This is a genomic window from Nocardiopsis sp. MG754419, from assembly GCF_018207095.1.
Lineage (GTDB): Bacteria > Actinomycetota > Actinomycetes > Streptosporangiales > Streptosporangiaceae > Nocardiopsis.
Genome location: NZ_QOCZ01000022.1, coordinates 22,947 through 41,033 on the forward strand (window position 1 = coordinate 22,947; position 18,087 = coordinate 41,033).

Genomic DNA, 18,087 nt, shown 5'->3' on the forward strand with positions numbered 1-18,087 from the left:
TCTCAGAGTTCTTCGAACGCGGGTGGTGGTTACTGGGTGTCGCGGCGGGGTTTGGGGAAGAGCCCGTACTGCTTCCACCGCCGTTTCGGGTTCGGGAAGAGCGGCCGCTGCCCCTTGACGTGGGCGGGTTTGCTCCACTGCACGGGCAGCGCCTCCGGCAGGTGACGCAAACTCGGCGCGGACGCCGGGCGCGGCGCGGGTTCGGGCGAGCCGAGGCGTTGGGTCGCGCGCCGGCCTGGGACCCGGACCGGGGGCGGGGTCGGCAGCACGCCTTGCCGCCACCGGCGCTGCGGCACCCCGGAAGCGCTACCTCCCTGCGGTGTGGCGCCAGACGGTGAGGGGCGTGCGAAGAGCGTCTGCTGTCCGGTCGTGGGTGATCCGGGCATACGCCCCTCCTCCAACGCCCGACGTGCGGGTGCAGACGGCGCGGGGCGCGGCGGCGGCACCGGAGGCAGTGCTTTCTGACCCGGCAGAGCAGGTGTGGGACCGCCGGGGTCGGGGCCCGGTCCAGGGCGAGGCCACGGGCCACTGGAACCGGGTCCGGGAAGAGCGCGCCGACTACCCCTGGTCAGGTCTCCGACCGGATCGGGCGGGTCGTGGCGGTGGCGATACCACCAGGCCTGGGGCTGGACCGGTTGGAGCCCGGAGCCCGGTTTGGTCTGGTATCGGGGCAGCGGTTTGCCAGGGCGGCGTTGGGGCCAGCCGAACTGGGGTTTGCGGAACCCTAGGTCGAAGGCCTCCGGCAGCCTCAAAGAGCCCAGGCTGCGGAACGCCATCATCCAGGCGATGTTCTTCAACAAAGCGGCGAGCGGGCTCGTGCCGGGGTTGGGTTGCCACACCAGACGGGACACCCACGAGCCGATCCGGATCTGCACATACAGCAGCACCAGGAGCAGCATGATGTTCATCAGCCACCCGTCACCGCTGGCACTCCCGGTCTCGGGGTCGGCGATGACGCTGCTGGCCAGGGTGATGGTGTGCTCGGAGCCGGTATCGAGCACCACCTGGTTCCCGCCGGGCCCGGTCGTGGTGGCGGCGGTGTCGTTGCCCATCAACGACATCTGGCCCTCGAAGAAGAGCTGCATCATCGCCAGGAACGCCACGGCTTGAGCGATCGGGATCGCGCACGCCCCCACCAGGGACTTCCACCACAGCTCCGCGAGCCGGTTGGTGTGCGGCAGGGCGTGGAACATCAGCAGCAGCGGGGCACCGATGACCAGGACGATGACCACGCAGATGCGGACCGCTTCGCTGATCATCCACACCACTAACAGCACGACGATGACGACCAGCAGCAGCACGGTGAACAGGACCGCTTCCACGAGGATGATGTCCACTCGCTCGCGCAGATTCTCCGCTGCTTCGCGGGCGTCAATGCCCCGCGCACCGATGGCGGTGGACATGTTGTTGGACAGGCGGATGATCTCGGTGGAGATCCACATCGACAGGTTCGAGGCGGCGAACCCGGCTACGAGCCGGGGCAGCAGGTCCGTGGCCGAGTAGCGCATCTGGATGGTCTGGTAGCCCATGGCGATGACAGCGCCCGCCACGATCAGCAGCAGGTAGACGATGTTGGCGGTGGTCAGGATGCCGGTGTGCAGGGCCTTCATGCCCTCGGTCGGCATCGGGGTCCAAAACGCCCGTTCGGCCACCCATGCCAGGGCCGGATTCAGCCCGCTGATGACGAAGTCCGCGAACCAGTTGCTGACGTGACAGCCGCCGTCGGTCAGCCCGCAGTCGAAGACCTTGTCATCGGTCTCCAACTCCACCGGCTCCTCGGAAAGCTCCGTCGGGTCCTGTTGCCCGCCTCGAGGCTCGTCCTCGCGCTCATCCTCGGGAGGCGGGAGCGGGTCGTCGGTGATCTCCGGCTCCGGAGCAGGCTCCGACTCATCGGGCCCGGGCCCTGTTGCCGGTTCGGGGTCGGGTGCGGGTTCTTCCGGAGGTGGGAGCGGGTCGTCCGAGGGCGGCGGCAACGGCTCATCGGATGGCGGATCAGCCGGAACCCGACCCCAAGTCAGCGATGGCCTCATGCGCCACCACCGGCCTCACCCGCGGCGAGGATCCATTCCAAGATGCTCATCAGTACCGTGGCCAGCACCGCGATCCCGTAACCGATGGCCACACCCGTCAGCGCCCTTTTGGCCCCGTCGATCGCACCCGGTTCGCCCCCGGCGACCAGCCACCGCACCCCCGCGATCGTGAGAAACAAGGTCCCCAGCGCGGTAGCGAGCACCATGATCACCAGGTAAACCCGGTTGACCACGGCCACCAGCGGCGCCGCCGTAGCCTCCGCTGGCTCCACCGGTCCCTCGACGTCCCCCTCGGTGGTAGTTGCCCACACCCACGAGGCATCATCGGCCGTCACCATGCACCACACCGTGGCCACCAAGACGGCGACCATGATCACCAACAACCTGCGCACCCCGACCCCCTTCTCAGCACCACCGAGACCTCAGTTCTTCGAGGTGGCTCGGCGTCGTGGCCCTCTGTCGGGGGCCGGTCGGGCCCTTCTCGTGAAGCTCGCGTGGCCCGGCCGGCCCTTTTACTGAGTTAGGAAGCCAATGGCCACGGCGTCTTCGACGCCTCCGGTCGGGCGACTTCGTTGGCGCGGTGCCTGTCTCCAGGCGAAACCGGCGCACTCACCGCGAGGGAAGGACCGCTCGGGGCCCGGCCGGGGGCCGTGCTCAGCGCGGCGGCGAGTCGGCTCTCGGCCCGCTGGCGGCGCTTGGCCAGGGTTTTGTAGGCCACCCCGGTTTCGGTGGACAGCGCCACCAGCGAGACCTTCTCCAGGCGGGTGCGGGCGATCAGCTCCGCCTCCGCAGCAGTAACGGTTCCGGCCCGCACCGCGGCCTGCAGGACCGACTCAGCCGAGCGGGTGGTCTCGGGGTCGTCTTCGAGGTCGGTGGCTTCGGCCGAACCCCACCCCCGCTGTGCGGCGGCGGCCAGGGCGCGCTTGCGCTCGCCCAGAGCGGCGCGGCGCACCCGGCACAGCAGGTAGTAGCCCAACGCGCCGTGGTCCAAGGTGGCGGTCCGGATCTGGCGGATCGTGAACGCCACCAGCTCGGCCTCGACGCACTGCGCGCTGTCGGGGTCCAGGCCCCGACAGGCGCGGCCCACACACCCGCGCAGCAGAGGCATCGCCAGCCCCAGAGCGCCGACCATCCGCTCCTGCGAGCGGCGGGCCGCCCGCATGGTGTGCCGCCAGAGTGCGTCACGCACCAGGTTCGGGGTCGCGCGGTCCAGGAGGACCTCGCGCAGCTCGAGGAGCGAGTAGGTGCGCCCCTCCAACCACGGGTGCACGTGGGCGCCGTGCAAGGTCAGGTGTGTGGGCGCGATCTCCACAAAGCTGGATTCGATCTCACGAAGCAGAGAAAGGTTCATGTGTTCCCCCTGGAAGTGCCATCGGGATCCGACAAGGACCACTTAAAAGCACCGTGGACTCAGGGGTTGCTCAGAATGGACTCACAGCACGCTCAAACCTGACTCAGACCAGACTCAGAAGTGACTCACTAACACCAATGGAAGGTAAAGCATTTTGCCTTGGAGCACCAACGGAGGGGCGCGTGAGTCACGCGACCAGGAGTGGACTCACAGCCACTACCTGCACATATGCTGGACTCACGAGATGGCTCAGCGACTGACTCAGTGGACTCATGAGTCACCGCGAGTGTTCGATCTAGGGATCTCTGAAAAATTCTTCCTGGACTTCTCCGACACGCACAAGATCACGCCCAGAAAACCACCACGGAAGATTCTCTGGCGCACCATAATCACCCCCGAAACGACCCATGGAACCGACACATCTCATCTCAGCTGTGAATACACCGAGACTCTTCTCGATCCGGGGTTGTTTGCAATCTTCTTCACGGTGAATTGACCGATGGGGTGTCGAACTTGCCGTCACAGCAGCTCAGGATGAACACGTTCCACTCTGCGAACACCGAGCATCCTGTGCCACTCACCGACAAGTGGCTCTTGGTCCTGGAGGGGAGCGGTGGCCCCGGGGTAACCTGTACCAGCCGAACATAAGACCGTCCCCGCCCAACACACCTGGGCGGGGACGGTCTGCTTTCGCGCTATGCGCCGCGCACTGCCGCCACCAGGGCCGCCCACTCAGGGGCGGGGGCGTCCAGATGGCCCAGATCGCGGTTCTGCGTGTCGCGGACCGCGGCTCCCTGGTCGGTGGCACGAGCCTCGACGCAGTTGCCGCCTTCACCGTTGCTGTAGCTGGACTTCTTCCAACCTTCGGTCATCATGTGATACTGCCTCGAATCTCTTCCATCCGTGACCGTGATGCGGCCACCGGCAACGCTGAACTTCGCAGGTCCGCGAACGTCCGCTCGTAGCTTGCCACGATCTCGGGTCCCCTGAGGGTCATGCCCGTCTTCTGGCTCTCGACGTAGGCAACGGGGTTGCTGTCGGGGGCAGTACTCAGCCTAAACGACCCATTCAGACCAACGTGATCCTCGGTCGCTTCAGGGATGACCTGGACGGTGATGCGAGGGCGATGGCTCAGCTTCACCAAGTGGTCGATCTGGGCTGGCATGACGTGGGGGTTGGAGAACCGGCGCAGGAGAACTGACTCGTCGAGCAACACGACCATCATGGGCGGGTGCTCTCGGTCGAGGATCTGCTGCCGGAACAGTCGCGCTTGCACTATTTGGTCGATCTTCGCAGGTTGATCGTAGGGGGACGCGAGTTGGCTGATCGCGCGAGCGTACTGTTCCACCTGCACCAGGCCCGGCACGAGACCGAGGGCGTACTCGCGAATCTCGACGGCCACCTGTTCGTCCTCGGCAACTTCGCGGAAGTACCCGATCATGCCTGTCGGGGAGAACATCGCGTCCCAGGAGTTCAGTAGCACTCCGTTGGCGTTCAGGGCGGCATCGATTTGTTCTATATGAGACCTCCGCGTCCCTTTCTTTCCTGACTCCAGATCGCTGATCGTGCTCTGCGCGATCGCAGCGGCCCGAGCGAGCTCTTTCTGCGTCATGCCTGATAGGCCACGGTATTTCAGGAGCAGCTTACCGAAACGCTGCCGAGCAGAATCGCTTGATCCCACGTCTCACCACCAATATCGCCGGACTATCAGTTCGTATCGCTTGGCATACGAACACAAACGTTCTATGCGATGAATATAGACCAAGTCTCGAGAGCAGTGGAAGAGTCGGTCTCAAGCACCTCAGAGCACTCTGATCTGGCTAGATAAGGGAGCTTCTGGCTGGGGGCCGCTGCCCGACAACCACGGGCTTGGCTGTGGGGCAAGCAGTTGCAGACACACCCCGCCCACGATCGGGTGCGAGCAGACGTCAGCCCGCCCCGGTTGGGAGCCAAGGCGGGCCGAATCCAAACAACAAAGCTCCGGAGACCGAGATAGAGAGCGGTCAACGGAGCTGTCACCCCACCCCGAGCTAACCGAGGTGAAGACGCATGCAGTGTATCGCCCCCAAACCCACACACACCAGGCTAAGCAACCAAGCCCGCCACAGCTTCCCCGGACTTCCCCACCAGGTCAGCGAGGCCCGCCGCTGGGCCCACCAGACCCTCACCGGGTGGGGCATCACCGTCCCCGACCATTTCACGCTCGTGGTCACCGAGCTGGCCACCAACGCCATCGACCACACCCACAGCGCAGGCGAGAACGGCCGGTTCACCCTCCGTCTCGCGCTCCACACCGACCACATCCGCGTCACCGTCCGCGACGCCGGCCCCCGCCAGGGCCGCAGCCCCACCCGGCGCACCCCGAACCTGTCCGCGCAGCACGGCCGCGGCCTCGCCCTCGTGGACGCCCTCACCCGCGCATGGGGGCCGCTGAAGATCGGCACTGGCGTCTACGCCGAGGTGAGCCTGTGAGCAGCCTGCTGTTCTCGATGGTGCCCCTAACCCAGGCCATGCCCCGGCCCACACCCCGCACCCACGCCGTGATGGCCGCCCTGGAAAGCGTGCTGCTCGATACCGGCTACACCCCCCAGGTACACGTGGGCGAGTGGTCGATCGACGCCCGCCTCTACCAGGACCGCCACTGGGAACACGGGCGCCCCATCGGCCACCACCCCCTGTACGCGGTCGCGCTGCGACTGCACCAACACCACCCAGACCAGCTGGGGTGGCTGGCCGAGTACCCCGCCCGCACCCCCACCGAATGGCCCATGCCGCCCTCAGCGAAGAGTCTGCGCCGTCTGGCCTTCCTCGGAGACGTCTGCCGACCCGTGCACGTCCAGGACCTCGGCCTCGTGGACCACCTCACCGGCAGGCCAGGATCCCGATGAGCCGCCGCATCGACCACCGGTGGCGGATCACCACGCGGCGGCAACGCTTCATGGATCTGCGGTGGAAGGCCGCCACGACAGGTCGCGGGTTCGTCCTGACCCGCCAGAGGCGCCTGCTCGGGGCGATCTACCTACTCCTCCCGCTGCGTGGACCAGCCGAGCTCTTCTACTGCCTGGACGAGGTCGAGCACTACCTCGACCGGCACACCGCTCCGGCCTCCTGAACCGGCGGGCCGCCGACGCACCCCATACCCGTCCCCCGAACGCGGTGGGGTTTCCTGCGGCCCACCACGCCCGGGGCCTGCCCGGCTCAAGCAGGCCCCGGGCCCCAACACGTAGAAAGTCCCGCATGCTCACCAGGACACACCCCCCGCAGCCCCGCGAACTCGGCCCTTTCCGCGTGTTCGCGGTGTTCGCGGGCATGATCGTGACTCTGTTCGACCTGCTGGCCACCGCCATCGGCGAACCGTTCACTGAAGAGGAGCTGGCCTCCGAACTCGACCGGGCCAGCTCCGGGACTTGGTGGACCTTGGCCCGCCGCGACCAGGCACCTCCGGACTGGACGAGTTGGCAGCACTGGTACCGAGGGTGACACCCTCCACGCCTAAACCATGTTGTTCAAGCAGCGTCCCGCGAGGGTGCAACAGATCAAGGAACACCGCGCCCGCTGCCTCACTCGCCGCACCTTGTGGCTACCCGCCCAACCGTTGGGCCGGTACGGGCAGTACTGCCTGGCCCGCTACCAGCACGTGAGCGCTGCTGGAGGCACGGTGGATGTCCTGCCTGTCTGGAAGCTCCACCACCTGGAGCAACAGCGGATACTGCCCGACCTCGAAGTCACACCCGGCGCTGTCTACCTGCGCCGCTACACCCGGGTGAGCTCGCGCAACGGAGCTTTGCGGATCAGCGCCCCCGAGCTGGTCACCGCGACCACCGCGTTCCTGGGATGGGCGGCCCGCCAGCACTCCACCCCGCTGGCCGACTTCGCCCGCTGGCGCAACCAGGGGGCCCTGTGAAGGGCACCCACCCCGCCGACGCTTCAAGGCCCGCACTCCCCTTCACTCCTTTCACGGCACAGGTGGAGAACGTCGATGGCGGCAAGATCGTCCAGGCCTACGAGGCCGGGAACATCACCGTGATCAACACCTATGTGCGACCGCGCCCAATCCAGCTTCCCAAACTGCCTGCTCCCCCGCCGTACTCGGGGCTGGGGCTGGACACCCTCCTGCGGGAAGCACACGTCGATCAGATCCGGGTCATCGTCCTGCACGGCCTACCCAGGGCAGGCAAAACCCGGATCGCCGCGCACCTGCTCCACCAACACCTCGACCGCTACAGCAACGGCATCCTGTTCGCCGGCCTTCAGGGGTCGAACCCTGAAGGGCCCACCGACCCTAACGAGGTGCTCGACCGCTTCCTACGCGCGATCCACGTCAATGCGGACGCCGTCCCCGCAGACTTCAGTGCCCGATCCGCGGCCTGGCGTTCCTACACCTACGGGCGCGAGGTCGGGGTCCTGGCCGACGACGCCGTGTCCGCGGCGCAGGTGCACGCCCTCCTTCCGGGCCGGCGCCCGTCCGTGGTGATAGTGACGGCACGCGCCCCTTTGCTGTCGCTGCGGCTGGACGGTGCCGATCACATCGAGGTACAGCACCCCCACGCCCGACCGGGTCCGGGAGCGGCCTGGTGACCTCATCACCCCCGGCCCAGGGCCGGTGCCCAGATCTCGAAGGCGACGTAGCGAGAACGGGCTCCTACCAGTCGCTCCTGCATTTTCCCGTGCAGAAACGCGTCGCCCCGACCCCGGTATCGCCACGGCACGTGATCATGAGCGAGATGCCCAGCGTGGTCCGACCTGTGCGAGTGCAACACTTACCCTCGGACCCCACCGAGGCCGATCTTTTATTCTCGGACGTGAATATCTTCAGCAATCTTGACCCTCATCCGATGAATCTCTAACGTGAATTCCGGATTATGCTGGAAGGAAAGGCTATTTCGTGGCACTTCAGAAGCTTTCTGGTGACTGCAACCGCAACGACTGCCCCGGGGTCTACACGAGCGGCGACGGATCAGTCATCGTTCAGGGCCCCCTACTGACATCCAACGAAGGGCTGACCTTCTCCGAAGGCGAGGTTGCTGTGCGCATCCCCGCCCACCTGATCGAGGAGGCCGCCCGTGCGCTTGGAAGGTGAGGCCTGGCAGGAGTTCTTCCACTCCTTCCAACGGGAGGCGTTCCGGCTCGAAACCCTGCCCGGTTACACCGTGCCCGAGGAAGAGGACGAGCTACGCCAGTTCCTGGCCGGGGTGACCCGCCCGCCTGCGGAGCTGCACACCGACACCTACCTGATCAAGGTGCGCGAACACGTCGAGGCCGGCCGCAGGATGCGCCGGGTCCACACCCTCACCAGTCCGCTCAACGACCACCTGAGGTTCCAGTTCGAGTGGGGCTATGCCTTCAGTGCCGCGGCGGGCGAGGAGGTCCACATCCTCGACTTCGCCACCACCCCGGATCCCGGGCTGCCCCAACAGGATTTCTGGCTCTTCGACGACGAGCACGTGGTGCTGATGCACTACGCTGCCGACGGCACCCAGACCGGCCGGGAACTCCTTCAGGACACAGACCCCGCCCCCTACGTCCGGTACAAGGACCTGGCCCTGGAACACGCCGTCCCCTTCCCCGAGTACTACAAGGCCGCACCGCTTGACCCTTGAGCCCGAAAACGCCGACCGGCAGCGTGACGAACTCGCCGACGCACTGCGTCGCCTGCGCCGCGCTGCCGGTCTGACCGGTGCCAGCCTGGCTACCCGCACCGGGATGAGCCAGGCCAAGGTCAGCAAGATCGAGAACAACCGCATCCGCCCCTCGGTGGTGGATGTCGAACGCATCCTCACCGCACTCGGAATCTCCACCACCGGCGAGGACGGTGCCCGCCTGCTGGAGTTGGCCCGGGTCGCCAACTCCGACTACCAAGGGTTCCGCACGGCCCTGCAACGGGGTCTGGGCGAGCTCCAGCGAGACCTGTCCGCGATCGAGAGCGCCGCCTCCACGGTGCGTTTCTTCCTGCCGTGCATGATCACCGGGCTGCTCCAGACTCCCGAATACGCGCGCCAGACTCTGACGCACCCGCTGGTGAACCGCGGCGCGGAGTGGCAATCCGCCCTGGCACGGCGCCTGGAACGCCAGCAGATCCTCTACCGCCCCGGCAAACGGTTCGTGTTCGTACTGACCGAGGCCGCGTTGCGCTGGCCCCTGTGTCCGCCTGCGGTCATGGCCCTGCAGATGGACCGGATCGCCTCCCTCAGCGAACTTGCGGGGGTCGATATCCGCATCGTTCCGGCCCACACTGTGGTGCCCAGCGGCCCGCTCAACGGCTTCACGCTCTACGACGACCGTCTGGTCACCGTGGAGGTGTTCACCGGGGAACTCGCCCTGCGCGATCCCAAGGACATCTCCTACAGCCGTGAGATCTTCGACTTCTTCCACGAGCACGCCCTTTCAGGCGAAAAGTGCCGCTCTTTCCTCGGTGAACTCGCCCGAGAGTTCCGTTCCAGAGCGAAATCGGACATTCCGTAGGGCGAATTTATTCGCACCCGAGAAAGCCCTTCAGCTGGCCCATCGGGGTCCCTAGTGTTTCCCGTGCACCCACCCCCCTACGGCAAAGGAGCCCATGTTGCAGGCTGCACAGGAAACCCGGCAGGAGACCTCTTCCCCCTTCACCCTGGACATCCGCCTGATTGAAAACAGCGACACGACACCGCTGATCAACCTCACCGATGACGGGTGCGGATCCAGTTGCCCCAGCGCCTGCACCACCAGCACGGCGGACTGACCGGTCTCTGTTGCAGGCGGGCGGGCCTGGTCACGGCCTGCCCGCCAGGAGGAAAGCGGGAATCTTGGCTGCGATGACACCGGGCTGGCAGGTGGTGGCCCAACCCCACGTGCGCACGTGCGCTCTCCGCCTCGCCGACCCCGGTGTCCCCGACCTGACCGGTACGGATACCGCCGCCTGGAGGCGATGGGCGCGCCAGGTGTGGGCCGAGCCCGCGGTGGCCGAAGCGATCACGCACGCCTCCCCCTCCCTTGCTGCAGGTGTCGAATCGCTGTGCTCCCAAGAACCAGGGAACGTGTCGGTCAAGCGCGCCCGGAAGACCACGGCAGCTCTGCTGCGGTACGTTCTCCGTATCCGCCACCGGGCCACGCCCTTCGGGCTCTTCGCCGGGGTGGCGCCGGCCGAGTTCACCGAGGCTGCCTCAACGATGTTCGGAACCGACCATCAGCGCCTCGCCCGCGTCAACGGAGCCTGGATGGCCCAGGTCGTCGGGGAGCTGGTGTCGCTGCCCCAGGTGCGCGAACGCCTGCTTCTGGCAGCGGACAACACCGTCACCGAGCAGGACGGTGCCTTCACCGTGGCGCAGTTCGCCCGTTCGGGGCCCGGCACCAGCCCTGGAGAGGTACGGGTCGGCGCGTCCCCTCCGGTCCGGCTCGTTTTGGACAAAGCCCGTTCTCCGACCAGGTGGGATGCCCTGGTGCGGGCGCTCATCAGCAGCCACCCTGGCGGATCGCTCGACCAAGCCGAGGACATGCTCGCCCGTCTGCTGAGCGTGCGGGCCCTGCACTCCCACTTGTACGCTCCCCTGGCGGTCGAGGACCCGCTCGAACACCTGTTGAGTGCCCTCACCCGGCTGGGCGGCCACACCCTGCCCCAGACCCGCCCCTCGGTCTCTCAGCTCGAGCAAGTGCACTCCTTGATCCGCTCGCACAACCAAGGCGGAGCCGATCCGGACCTGCTGCGCAAAGCACAAGAGGCCGTTGACGAGCTCTCACCGGCCCAGCCCCTCGGGGTAGACCTGCGCGTGGATGCCCGGATCACGCTCCCCTGCTCGGTGGGGCGCTGCGCCGAACAGGCCGCGCACCTGCTCGGTGTTCTCTCCCCCCACCCGGAAGGCCTTCCTGCCTGGCGCGGTTACCGGGAACGCTTCGCTGACCGCTACGGGGACGGGCTCGTGCCCTTGGCCGAAATCATCGCCCCCCGAGGTCTGGGGCTGCCTCCCGCTCACAGCGCCCCCGCTCAGACCGCGGCCGGAGAGCGGGTGGGGCTGCGCGAGCGGTGGTTGCTCAAACGAGCCCAGGTGGCGGCGCTGGAGGGTGAGCAAGAGGTCCTCGTGGACGAGCTCGTGCAGGAGTTGGCCACCTCCCGGGAGCTGCGCCCACCAGAGCACACCGAGCTGAACCTGCGTATCGAATCACCCTCGATCAAAGCGTTGGACAGCGGCCGCTTCCGCCTGGCGGTTCTGGGCGCCTCGCGTGCCATGGCCACCATGGCCGGGCGTTTCACCGCCCTCACCGAAACGAAGCCCGACTGGGCAGGCCTGCTCTCGCAAGGCATGAGCGCTGTGCCGGTCCAGCTGTCCTTTCCGCCAGTACGAGCTGCGAGCGCCCATATCGCCCACGCCCCGCAACTGGTGGAACACCTCATGCACATCGGCGAATACCCGGCGAGCAGGAACGACTCCCTAACTGTGGACGACCTCGCGGTCGGCGACGACGGCCGCGAACTGTTCCTGTGGTCCCACACCCTGGACGCTCGGATCGAGCCGTTCGTGCCCCATGCGCTGAACCTGCGCTACGCCCCACCCCTGGCCCGGTTCCTGGCCGAGCTTCCCCGGGCCAACAGGACCGTGATCACCGGTTTCGACTGGGGCGCCGCCTCCGTACTGCCGTTCCTGCCCCGCCTGCGCTGGGGCAACCTCGTCCTCACCGACGCCCGCTGGCGCCTCACTGCCACCGAACTCCCCCCTCCCAGCGCGGCTTGGCCGCACTGGTACCAGGCCTGGAGTGCCTGGGCGCGGCGACGCCGCCTTCCCGAAACGGTTGAGCTGGGGGCGGGGGATCAACGGCTCCGCCTGGACTTGTCCGAGCCCGGATGCCTGTTCCTGTTGCGCACTCACCTGAACAAGGAAGGCAGCGCCGTGCTCACCCAAGCCCCCTCCCCCACCGCCTCGGGTTGGTGCCGCGGCCGGCCGGTCGAAGTGGTCCTGCAACTGCGCCGAGGAAGGTCAGCATGAGAGCGGCGTGCACCACCAGCCGGGCAAGTGCTGTGGCCGCCCGTGTCGCCGACCTGCTCGCCAGCCCTATGCAGGCGCGCGCCTGGGCCAGGGAGCGTTGGTGGCCCCAGTCCCTGGCCCAGGGCGCGGCCGGAGTCGCGCTGTTGCACATCGAGCGCGCCCGCACCGGAGAGGGTGCGTGGGAGCGGGCCCAGGCGTGGTTGGAGTGTGCCGTGGCCCAGGGGGTGGATGCCTCCCCCGCGGCGCACCTGTTCTACGGGGCGCCCGCGCTCGCCTACGTTCTGCACCGGGCGCAGAGCGTGCGCCCGGAGTTCGGGCCCCAACTCGCCCGGCTCGATGCGGCCGTGGACCGGATCGTCACCGACCGTCTGGAGCGCGCACAGGCACGCTTGGCGTCCGGGGGAGGCCCGGTGTTGGCGGAGTTCGACACCATCCGAGGCCTGGCCGGGCTCGGCGCCCTGCTCCTGGCCCGCGACGAACACCACCCGCTCCTGCCCGGGGTGCTCTCCTACCTGAAGGCCCTGACCGGCCCCCTCACGGTGGACGATGCGGAGGCTCCCGGTTGGTGGGCCCGCGTTGGCCCCAACGGAAAAGAGGATCCGCGCTTCCCGTCAGGGCACGCCAACACCGGCATGGCGCACGGCATCTGCGGACCGCTCGCGCTACTCGCCCTGGCGCTGCAACGCGGTATCGCAGTCCAGGAGTGCGCGGAGGCGATGGGCTGCATTCTGGACTGGCTCGATGTCTGGCAGCAGGGCGATGCAGACCTGGTCTGGTGGCCTTACTGGGTCACCAGCGCCCAGCGCTTCGGGGCAGAGAAAGTGGCGGGCCCTCAGCGGCCGTCCTGGTGCTACGGGACGGCCGGGGTCGCCCACGCCCAACTGCTCGCCGCCAAAGCGTTGGGGGACGCGACCAGGGCCGAGCGGTGCCGGGGTGTGCTCCACCGGGTGTTCACGACCGCTGCGGTCTCGCCGGTGGTCAACGATGCCTCGCTGTGCCATGGATATGCGGGCTTGGCGCTGCTGGCCCACACCACCGGCACAGGACAAGCGGACGATCTGCTAACCCCGGTAGGGGGCGGCGGCGACGCGCACACGGTCGCGACCAAGCTGCTCTCCACCGGCGGCATCGGCCTCTTGGAAGGCGCAGCCGGAACCGCCCTGGCCCTGCACACCCTGACCGGCCCTGCTCCTAAGTCCGGGTGGGCGGGATTCTTGCTGTGCGACCCCACAGGAGGCGCCCGTGATTGAACAGCAGGGGCAGGTGTTGATCACCTGGTCGGACTGGGAGAGCGCCGAAGAGGCAGCGGTGTGCCTGGTCCGGGTGTTGGAGGGTTCTGCGGCGCTGGGCTCGTGGTGGTTCATCCGCAAGCGCCCGCACTGGCGGCTGCGCTATAGCGCGGGGCCCGGGGCCGTCGCTCTTCTCGATGCCGAGCTCGCCAGGCTCCGCTCTGGCGGTGCCGTGTCCGAGTGGGTGTACTCCGTCTACGAACCGGAGGTTCACGCCTTCGGAGGTCGGGCGAGCATGGATCTGGCCCACCAGTTGTTCCAGGCCGACAGCCGCCACACCCTGGCCTACTTGGCCCGCCTCCACGTGGCTCCTGATCGGGAGTTGGGGCGGCGTGAACTCGCCCTGCTGTTGGGGTCCGCTCTGCTGCGCGGTGCGGGCCTGGACTGGTTCGAACAGGGGGACGCGTGGGCGCGGGTGGCCGAGCTGCGCCCCTCCACCGCACTCTTCACCGCCGATGACCGGCTCCGTGCCCAGGTGCACACCCTCATGCGCACCGCACCCGAGGGTCTGGAAAGCACAGGACTGCTGGGGACGCTCGCCCCGTGGGCAGAAGCCTTCACCACGACTGGCCGAGCACTGGCGGACCTGTCCAACCGCGGGCTCCTGGCCCGAGGACTCAGAGCCGTGCTCGCCCACCACCTGATCTTCGCCTTCAACCGGTGGGGCCTGCCCTACCTCGACCAGCACATCCTGACCACAACCGCGAAAGAAGTCGTCATGACCGACACCACCCACACCACCGCTTCCTCGGCAGACGCCGCCCGGCTCCGAGAAGAACTCGTCAACCAACTGCGCCAGAGCGGCCAGATCCGAAGCGAAGCAGTAGCTGACGCGTTCGGATCAATCCCCCGGCACGCCTTCGTCCCCAACGCCAGCTTGGAAGAGGCCTACGACAACGCCCCGGTACACATCAAGCACGACGAGAACGGCGCCTCGATCAGCTGCGGCTCCCAGCCCGGCGTGGTCGCGATGATGCTCGAACAGGCCGCCCTGGAACCCGGCATGCGCGTCCTCGAACTCGGCGCCGGCACCGGGTTCAACGCCGCCCTCCTGGGCCACCTGGTCGGACCGGCCGGATCGGTGACCACCATCGACGTCGACACCGACCTGGTCGAGGGAGCCCGGGCCAGGTTGAAGGAGAACGGCATCACCAACGTGCAGGTCCTCCGAGGAGACGGAGCACTCGGCCACCCCGAAGGCGGCCCCTTCGACCGGATCATCGCCACGGTCGGCTCACACGACGTACCCCGCGCCTGGGTGGACCAGCTCGCCCCAGGCGGGAAGCTCATCGCCCCGGTGCGCATCGCCGGGGACGTCTCCCGCTCCATCGTCTTCGAAGCCGACGGCGACCACTGGTCGAGCACCGACAGCCAGCTGTGCACGTTCATGCCGCTGCGCGGCGGTGGGATCGGCGACGACCCCCGCACCGTCCTGGCCCTGGACCCGGACGCCACCGTGCTGCTCCAGACCAACCAGGACCAGGCCATCGAACGCGCCCAGGTCCACGAGGTGCTGGCCGAACAGCCCCGCACCGTGTGGTCGGGGGTGACGTTCGGCAAGGGACAGCCGCTGGACCCGATGTGGCTTTGGCTGGCCACCCACCTGCCCAACCGCCTCTCACGCATGCCCGTCACCCGACCTGCCGTGGACAGCGACCTGGTTACACCAGGTCTGCCGTGGGGCGACATGGCCGGGGTACCCGTGGTCGAACGCGGCCTGGCCTATCTCACCCTGCGCCCCGTAGAGAACCAGCCGGGCCGCCACGAGCTCGGCGTCATCGGGCACGCCAAGGCCGGACACGTACTCGCTGAGCAAATGGCCGAACAGATCACCGCGTGGGAAACGCACCGGGACGAGCCGCTGCACTTCGCACTGCACTACGGCCCGACACCCGCCGAGGAGACCGAGACGCGGCGCGTCATGGCGAGGGGCGGCTCCGCGCTGGTGGTCGCCTGGGGCGACCCCGCATGAACCTCGAGCGGTGGTTCCCTCTCGTCCCGCGGCCCCGCCCACCCGGCCACCGACTCACCAACCGGGTCGACATGATCACCCAGGACGCTGCTCTGGCCCGCGCGGGGATCGACCAGGAAGCGCTGGACGCGGCCTCGCGTGTCTACAACGGGGCCGCTCTGATCGCCTCCGACACCGGACAGCAGGAGTTGGCCCACACCTGGTGCTGGAAGCATGCCGAGCACTACCTCGCTCACCTTCCGTTGAGCGCCACGATGGCCCAACGTGCCCTGGAACCCGTAGTGAACCTGGCCCGTTTGCGGATCCGCGCGGGCGATGGTGGACAGGCCTTCGCAATGCTCACTGCTCTTCACGAAGGAGTGCGTACAGGGAAGGCGATCGTGCTCGACGGCCGAGCGCTGCCCCTGGATCGACTCACCGCGACCGAGGCTGATCACGAGGAAGTGCACCGGTGGGTGTGGACGATCCTGCTCGGTGACGGGCTCCGCGCCCTGACTTCAGCAGGACGGTGGGACCAAGCCGCAGAGCAGGCTCAGCGGCACGGCGGGGTCGGGGATCGGCTCTTCGATGGACGCCAGACCCTGATCGTCGCCCACTTGTTGTCGGGCCGCGCTGAGCACGCCCTGGCTCTCGTCGAGGGCTCGACCGTACAAGAACCGTGGGAACAGGTACTCCGAGCGGTTCTGGACCTGTGGTGTCGAGCAGAACTCTCGGATCAGACCCCGCTCGAAGTCAACGATCTTCACGAGAGTGTCAGTCAGGCATTCGATGTGAGCCGACCTCTGTTCTCCGTACGGCTCGGGTTGGCTGCGCTACACCTGCTTCACCGTGTGGGAGCCGAAACAGCAGATCTCACCGACACGGTGACGGCGATCGTCTTACGTGCCGAGGACGGGTACGCCGCCCGAGAACTGCTCGGCTCGTGGAAGGGCACAGCTGATCAAAGCAGGGATCTAACGAGAGTGCTTGGCGTTTCCGGTCTCACCGGGGCTGTCCTCCCCACGCACCTACACGAACAGTTGGAGAACGCGATCACGATGGCGGCCGACAGACTGGACATAGCCTGGTCGTCCACTGCCGTTGCATCACCCGGAACCAAGTAGTCCAGGACCTTCGAGGCTGGCAGCTGACTACCGGCCACACGGGGCTGGAGATCTCGGGCGGCTGGTGACGGACCCTCCACATGAGGGCCGCCGCCCCTCAAGGGAGGCGGCCCTCGTCAGTTCCACACATCACGGCCACCAACCACGGCCGTGCCTGCGCATAACCAGAACCCAGGGACACAGCGAGAAGGACCACGCGCTGCATCAAGCCCAGGTCGGTCTACTCGACGTTGTCATCAAGGTCGATACCCAAGAGTTCAGCGATCTCATAAGCACCCTCGGGACCAACCTCACGAAGAAGGTCAGCCAGCCAGGCTCGGTCGTCCAAGTTCAGGGGAGCGTCGTCATCCATAAGTTCGATCTACCCATCTGGGAGTCGCAGACAGGGCTATCCACAGATGATTCCCCCAGAGCTTTCCTCGGCCGATGGCTGTGCTGTAGATAAACAACGAAAGCGCTGATCGTGTTGCAGAAACGCTGAGAAGAACCGGGCGCAACACGCCGGGTGCGCGAGACCGTTAGGCCCGCTGAAGCGGGCGCTCTGAAGCTCGTTCTCTGGTGCTGTCAGCCGCTGTATGGTTCAACGCTTCCGATACTCACGCCACCGGAGGTGCAGGCGCTCCCAAGGCCAGCATGATCGGGAACCCGATCAACGCCCCCACCCGGATCCCGTCCTCCACCCGACTCTTCCCGGTCTGGAAGGCCACCGGCGAGCTCAGCATCCACCACCTCTTCCCCCGCACGACGAACGGCCATGCCAGCGGGACTCCTGAACGGGTCAGCCAGTCCCCCAGCACATGGGTCAGCGCCCCCGTGCACACCACCAGCCCCACCAACCAGGCCGCAGGCCCATACCCCTCCACGAACAACGTGCACAGGCCGAAAAACCCTGCGATCCACAACACCGCCCGTTTCCGCTGCCTGTGCGTGCCCCATTTCTTCAGCGAGCGGGCCACCGTCCCCAACCCCAGCGCGGTCATCGCGAACACCACCAGGGCCGCTCCGAGCGGCACCAGGGCGACCACCATCGCGATCAGCCCGAACACCAAGCATGCGGGGATGGTGTGGGTCAAATGGCGGTGACCGCCGTCCTTCGGGGCTGCTAGCTCCAGCTCGGTGGCCGTGCGGTGGTAGGTGCGTTTGGACAGCTCTCGCAGTTTCGTCGAGGTGAGTTCAGTGACCTGGCCCAAAGAGCGGCCGACCGTCGAGCGGGGTTCGTCCAGGTCGGGCAGGAGGGCTGCGCCGGCGCCGACCGCGGCGCACATCAAGGTCACGAAGGGATCGTCGCTGCAGAGGAGGCCAACAGCACCTCCTGCGAGTACACCGGACGCGGCGTGCGAGGTGCCCATCATCAAGGACTCCCGAGGGGTGAGGAGCGGAGAAGGTGG

At 67.3% G+C, this 18,087-nt stretch carries 20 protein-coding genes; 14 read left to right on the forward strand and 6 right to left on the reverse strand.

What is annotated here, in order from left to right:
* Window positions 1-29: 29 nt before the first annotated feature.
* From DSY14_RS06850 to DSY14_RS06870, 5 genes are all read right to left on the reverse strand, one after another.
* A complete protein-coding gene (locus DSY14_RS06850) occupies window positions 30-1,769 on the reverse strand; it encodes a hypothetical protein (RefSeq protein ID WP_211715607.1) in 1,740 nt (579 codons plus the stop codon).
* A gap of 257 nt (window positions 1,770-2,026) precedes the next feature.
* Window positions 2,027-2,407: a hypothetical protein gene (locus DSY14_RS06855; protein WP_307851148.1), complete on the reverse strand. Its 381-nt coding sequence runs from the start codon at window positions 2,405-2,407 to the stop codon at window positions 2,027-2,029.
* A 143-nt stretch (window positions 2,408-2,550) separates the two neighbouring features.
* Complete coding sequence (locus tag DSY14_RS06860) at window positions 2,551-3,381, reverse strand: sigma-70 family RNA polymerase sigma factor (protein WP_211715608.1); 831 nt, start codon at window positions 3,379-3,381, stop codon at window positions 2,551-2,553.
* A 695-nt stretch (window positions 3,382-4,076) separates the two neighbouring features.
* Window positions 4,077-4,256, reverse strand: a complete 180-nt coding sequence (locus tag DSY14_RS06865) for a DUF397 domain-containing protein (protein WP_211715609.1) — start codon at window positions 4,254-4,256, stop codon at window positions 4,077-4,079.
* Entirely contained in the window at window positions 4,253-5,062 is an 810-nt protein-coding gene (locus tag DSY14_RS06870) for a helix-turn-helix transcriptional regulator (RefSeq protein WP_211715610.1), read from the reverse strand. The genes DSY14_RS06865 and DSY14_RS06870 overlap by 4 nt, the downstream gene beginning before the upstream one ends.
* A 368-nt stretch (window positions 5,063-5,430) precedes the next feature.
* Here DSY14_RS06870 and DSY14_RS06875 point away from each other — a divergent pair, with 368 nt between their 5' ends.
* From DSY14_RS06875 to DSY14_RS06940, 14 genes are all read left to right on the forward strand, one after another.
* The gene (locus tag DSY14_RS06875) at window positions 5,431-5,853 is read left to right on the forward strand and encodes an ATP-binding protein (RefSeq protein WP_211715611.1); all 423 of its coding nucleotides are present in this window, start codon (window positions 5,431-5,433) and stop codon (window positions 5,851-5,853) included.
* A complete protein-coding gene (locus DSY14_RS06880) occupies window positions 5,850-6,269 on the forward strand; it encodes a hypothetical protein (RefSeq protein WP_211715612.1) in 420 nt (139 codons plus the stop codon). Before DSY14_RS06875 ends, DSY14_RS06880 begins: the two co-directional genes overlap by 4 nt.
* The gene (locus tag DSY14_RS06885) at window positions 6,266-6,493 is read left to right on the forward strand and encodes a hypothetical protein (RefSeq protein ID WP_211715613.1); all 228 of its coding nucleotides are present in this window, start codon (window positions 6,266-6,268) and stop codon (window positions 6,491-6,493) included. The genes DSY14_RS06880 and DSY14_RS06885 overlap by 4 nt, the downstream gene beginning before the upstream one ends.
* Before the next feature lie 125 nt (window positions 6,494-6,618).
* Window positions 6,619-6,861 (forward strand): hypothetical protein, encoded by a 243-nt coding sequence (locus DSY14_RS06890; protein WP_211715614.1) that lies wholly within the window; start codon window positions 6,619-6,621, stop codon window positions 6,859-6,861.
* Between the two features lie 19 nt (window positions 6,862-6,880).
* Window positions 6,881-7,285 carry a DUF6879 family protein gene (locus tag DSY14_RS06895; protein ID WP_211715615.1) on the forward strand — a complete coding sequence of 135 codons (405 nt, stop codon included), beginning with the start codon at window positions 6,881-6,883 and terminating at the stop codon, window positions 7,283-7,285.
* Window positions 7,286-7,347: 62 nt separating this feature from the next.
* Entirely contained in the window at window positions 7,348-7,959 is a 612-nt protein-coding gene (locus tag DSY14_RS06900; RefSeq protein ID WP_211715616.1) for an ATP-binding protein, read from the forward strand.
* A 307-nt stretch (window positions 7,960-8,266) separates the two neighbouring features.
* Window positions 8,267-8,461, forward strand: coding sequence for a hypothetical protein (locus DSY14_RS06905; RefSeq protein ID WP_211715617.1), 195 nt, complete (start codon window positions 8,267-8,269; stop codon window positions 8,459-8,461).
* Window positions 8,445-8,981 (forward strand): DUF6879 family protein, encoded by a 537-nt coding sequence (locus tag DSY14_RS06910; protein ID WP_211715618.1) that lies wholly within the window; start codon window positions 8,445-8,447, stop codon window positions 8,979-8,981. Before DSY14_RS06905 ends, DSY14_RS06910 begins: the two co-directional genes overlap by 17 nt.
* Window positions 8,971-9,843, forward strand: coding sequence for a helix-turn-helix transcriptional regulator (locus DSY14_RS06915; RefSeq protein ID WP_211715619.1), 873 nt, complete (start codon window positions 8,971-8,973; stop codon window positions 9,841-9,843). The genes DSY14_RS06910 and DSY14_RS06915 overlap by 11 nt, the downstream gene beginning before the upstream one ends.
* A gap of 94 nt (window positions 9,844-9,937) precedes the next feature.
* A complete protein-coding gene (locus tag DSY14_RS06920; RefSeq protein ID WP_211715620.1) occupies window positions 9,938-10,099 on the forward strand; it encodes an FxLD family lanthipeptide in 162 nt (53 codons plus the stop codon).
* Between the two features lie 73 nt (window positions 10,100-10,172).
* A complete protein-coding gene (locus DSY14_RS06925; protein ID WP_249187447.1) occupies window positions 10,173-12,335 on the forward strand; it encodes a lantibiotic dehydratase family protein in 2,163 nt (720 codons plus the stop codon).
* Window positions 12,332-13,585 carry a lanthionine synthetase C family protein gene (locus DSY14_RS06930; protein WP_211715622.1) on the forward strand — a complete coding sequence of 418 codons (1,254 nt, stop codon included), beginning with the start codon at window positions 12,332-12,334 and terminating at the stop codon, window positions 13,583-13,585. Before DSY14_RS06925 ends, DSY14_RS06930 begins: the two co-directional genes overlap by 4 nt.
* Window positions 13,578-15,596, forward strand: coding sequence for a methyltransferase, FxLD system (fxlM, locus tag DSY14_RS06935; RefSeq protein WP_211715623.1), 2,019 nt, complete (start codon window positions 13,578-13,580; stop codon window positions 15,594-15,596). Before DSY14_RS06930 ends, fxlM begins: the two co-directional genes overlap by 8 nt.
* A gap of 71 nt (window positions 15,597-15,667) precedes the next feature.
* Window positions 15,668-16,699: a hypothetical protein gene (locus tag DSY14_RS06940; protein ID WP_211715624.1), complete on the forward strand. Its 1,032-nt coding sequence runs from the start codon at window positions 15,668-15,670 to the stop codon at window positions 16,697-16,699.
* Between the two features lie 596 nt (window positions 16,700-17,295).
* Here the strand turns inward: DSY14_RS06940 and DSY14_RS06945 are convergent.
* Window positions 17,296-18,051, reverse strand: coding sequence for a metal-dependent hydrolase (locus DSY14_RS06945; RefSeq protein WP_211715625.1), 756 nt, complete (start codon window positions 18,049-18,051; stop codon window positions 17,296-17,298).
* Window positions 18,052-18,087 lie beyond the last annotated feature (36 nt).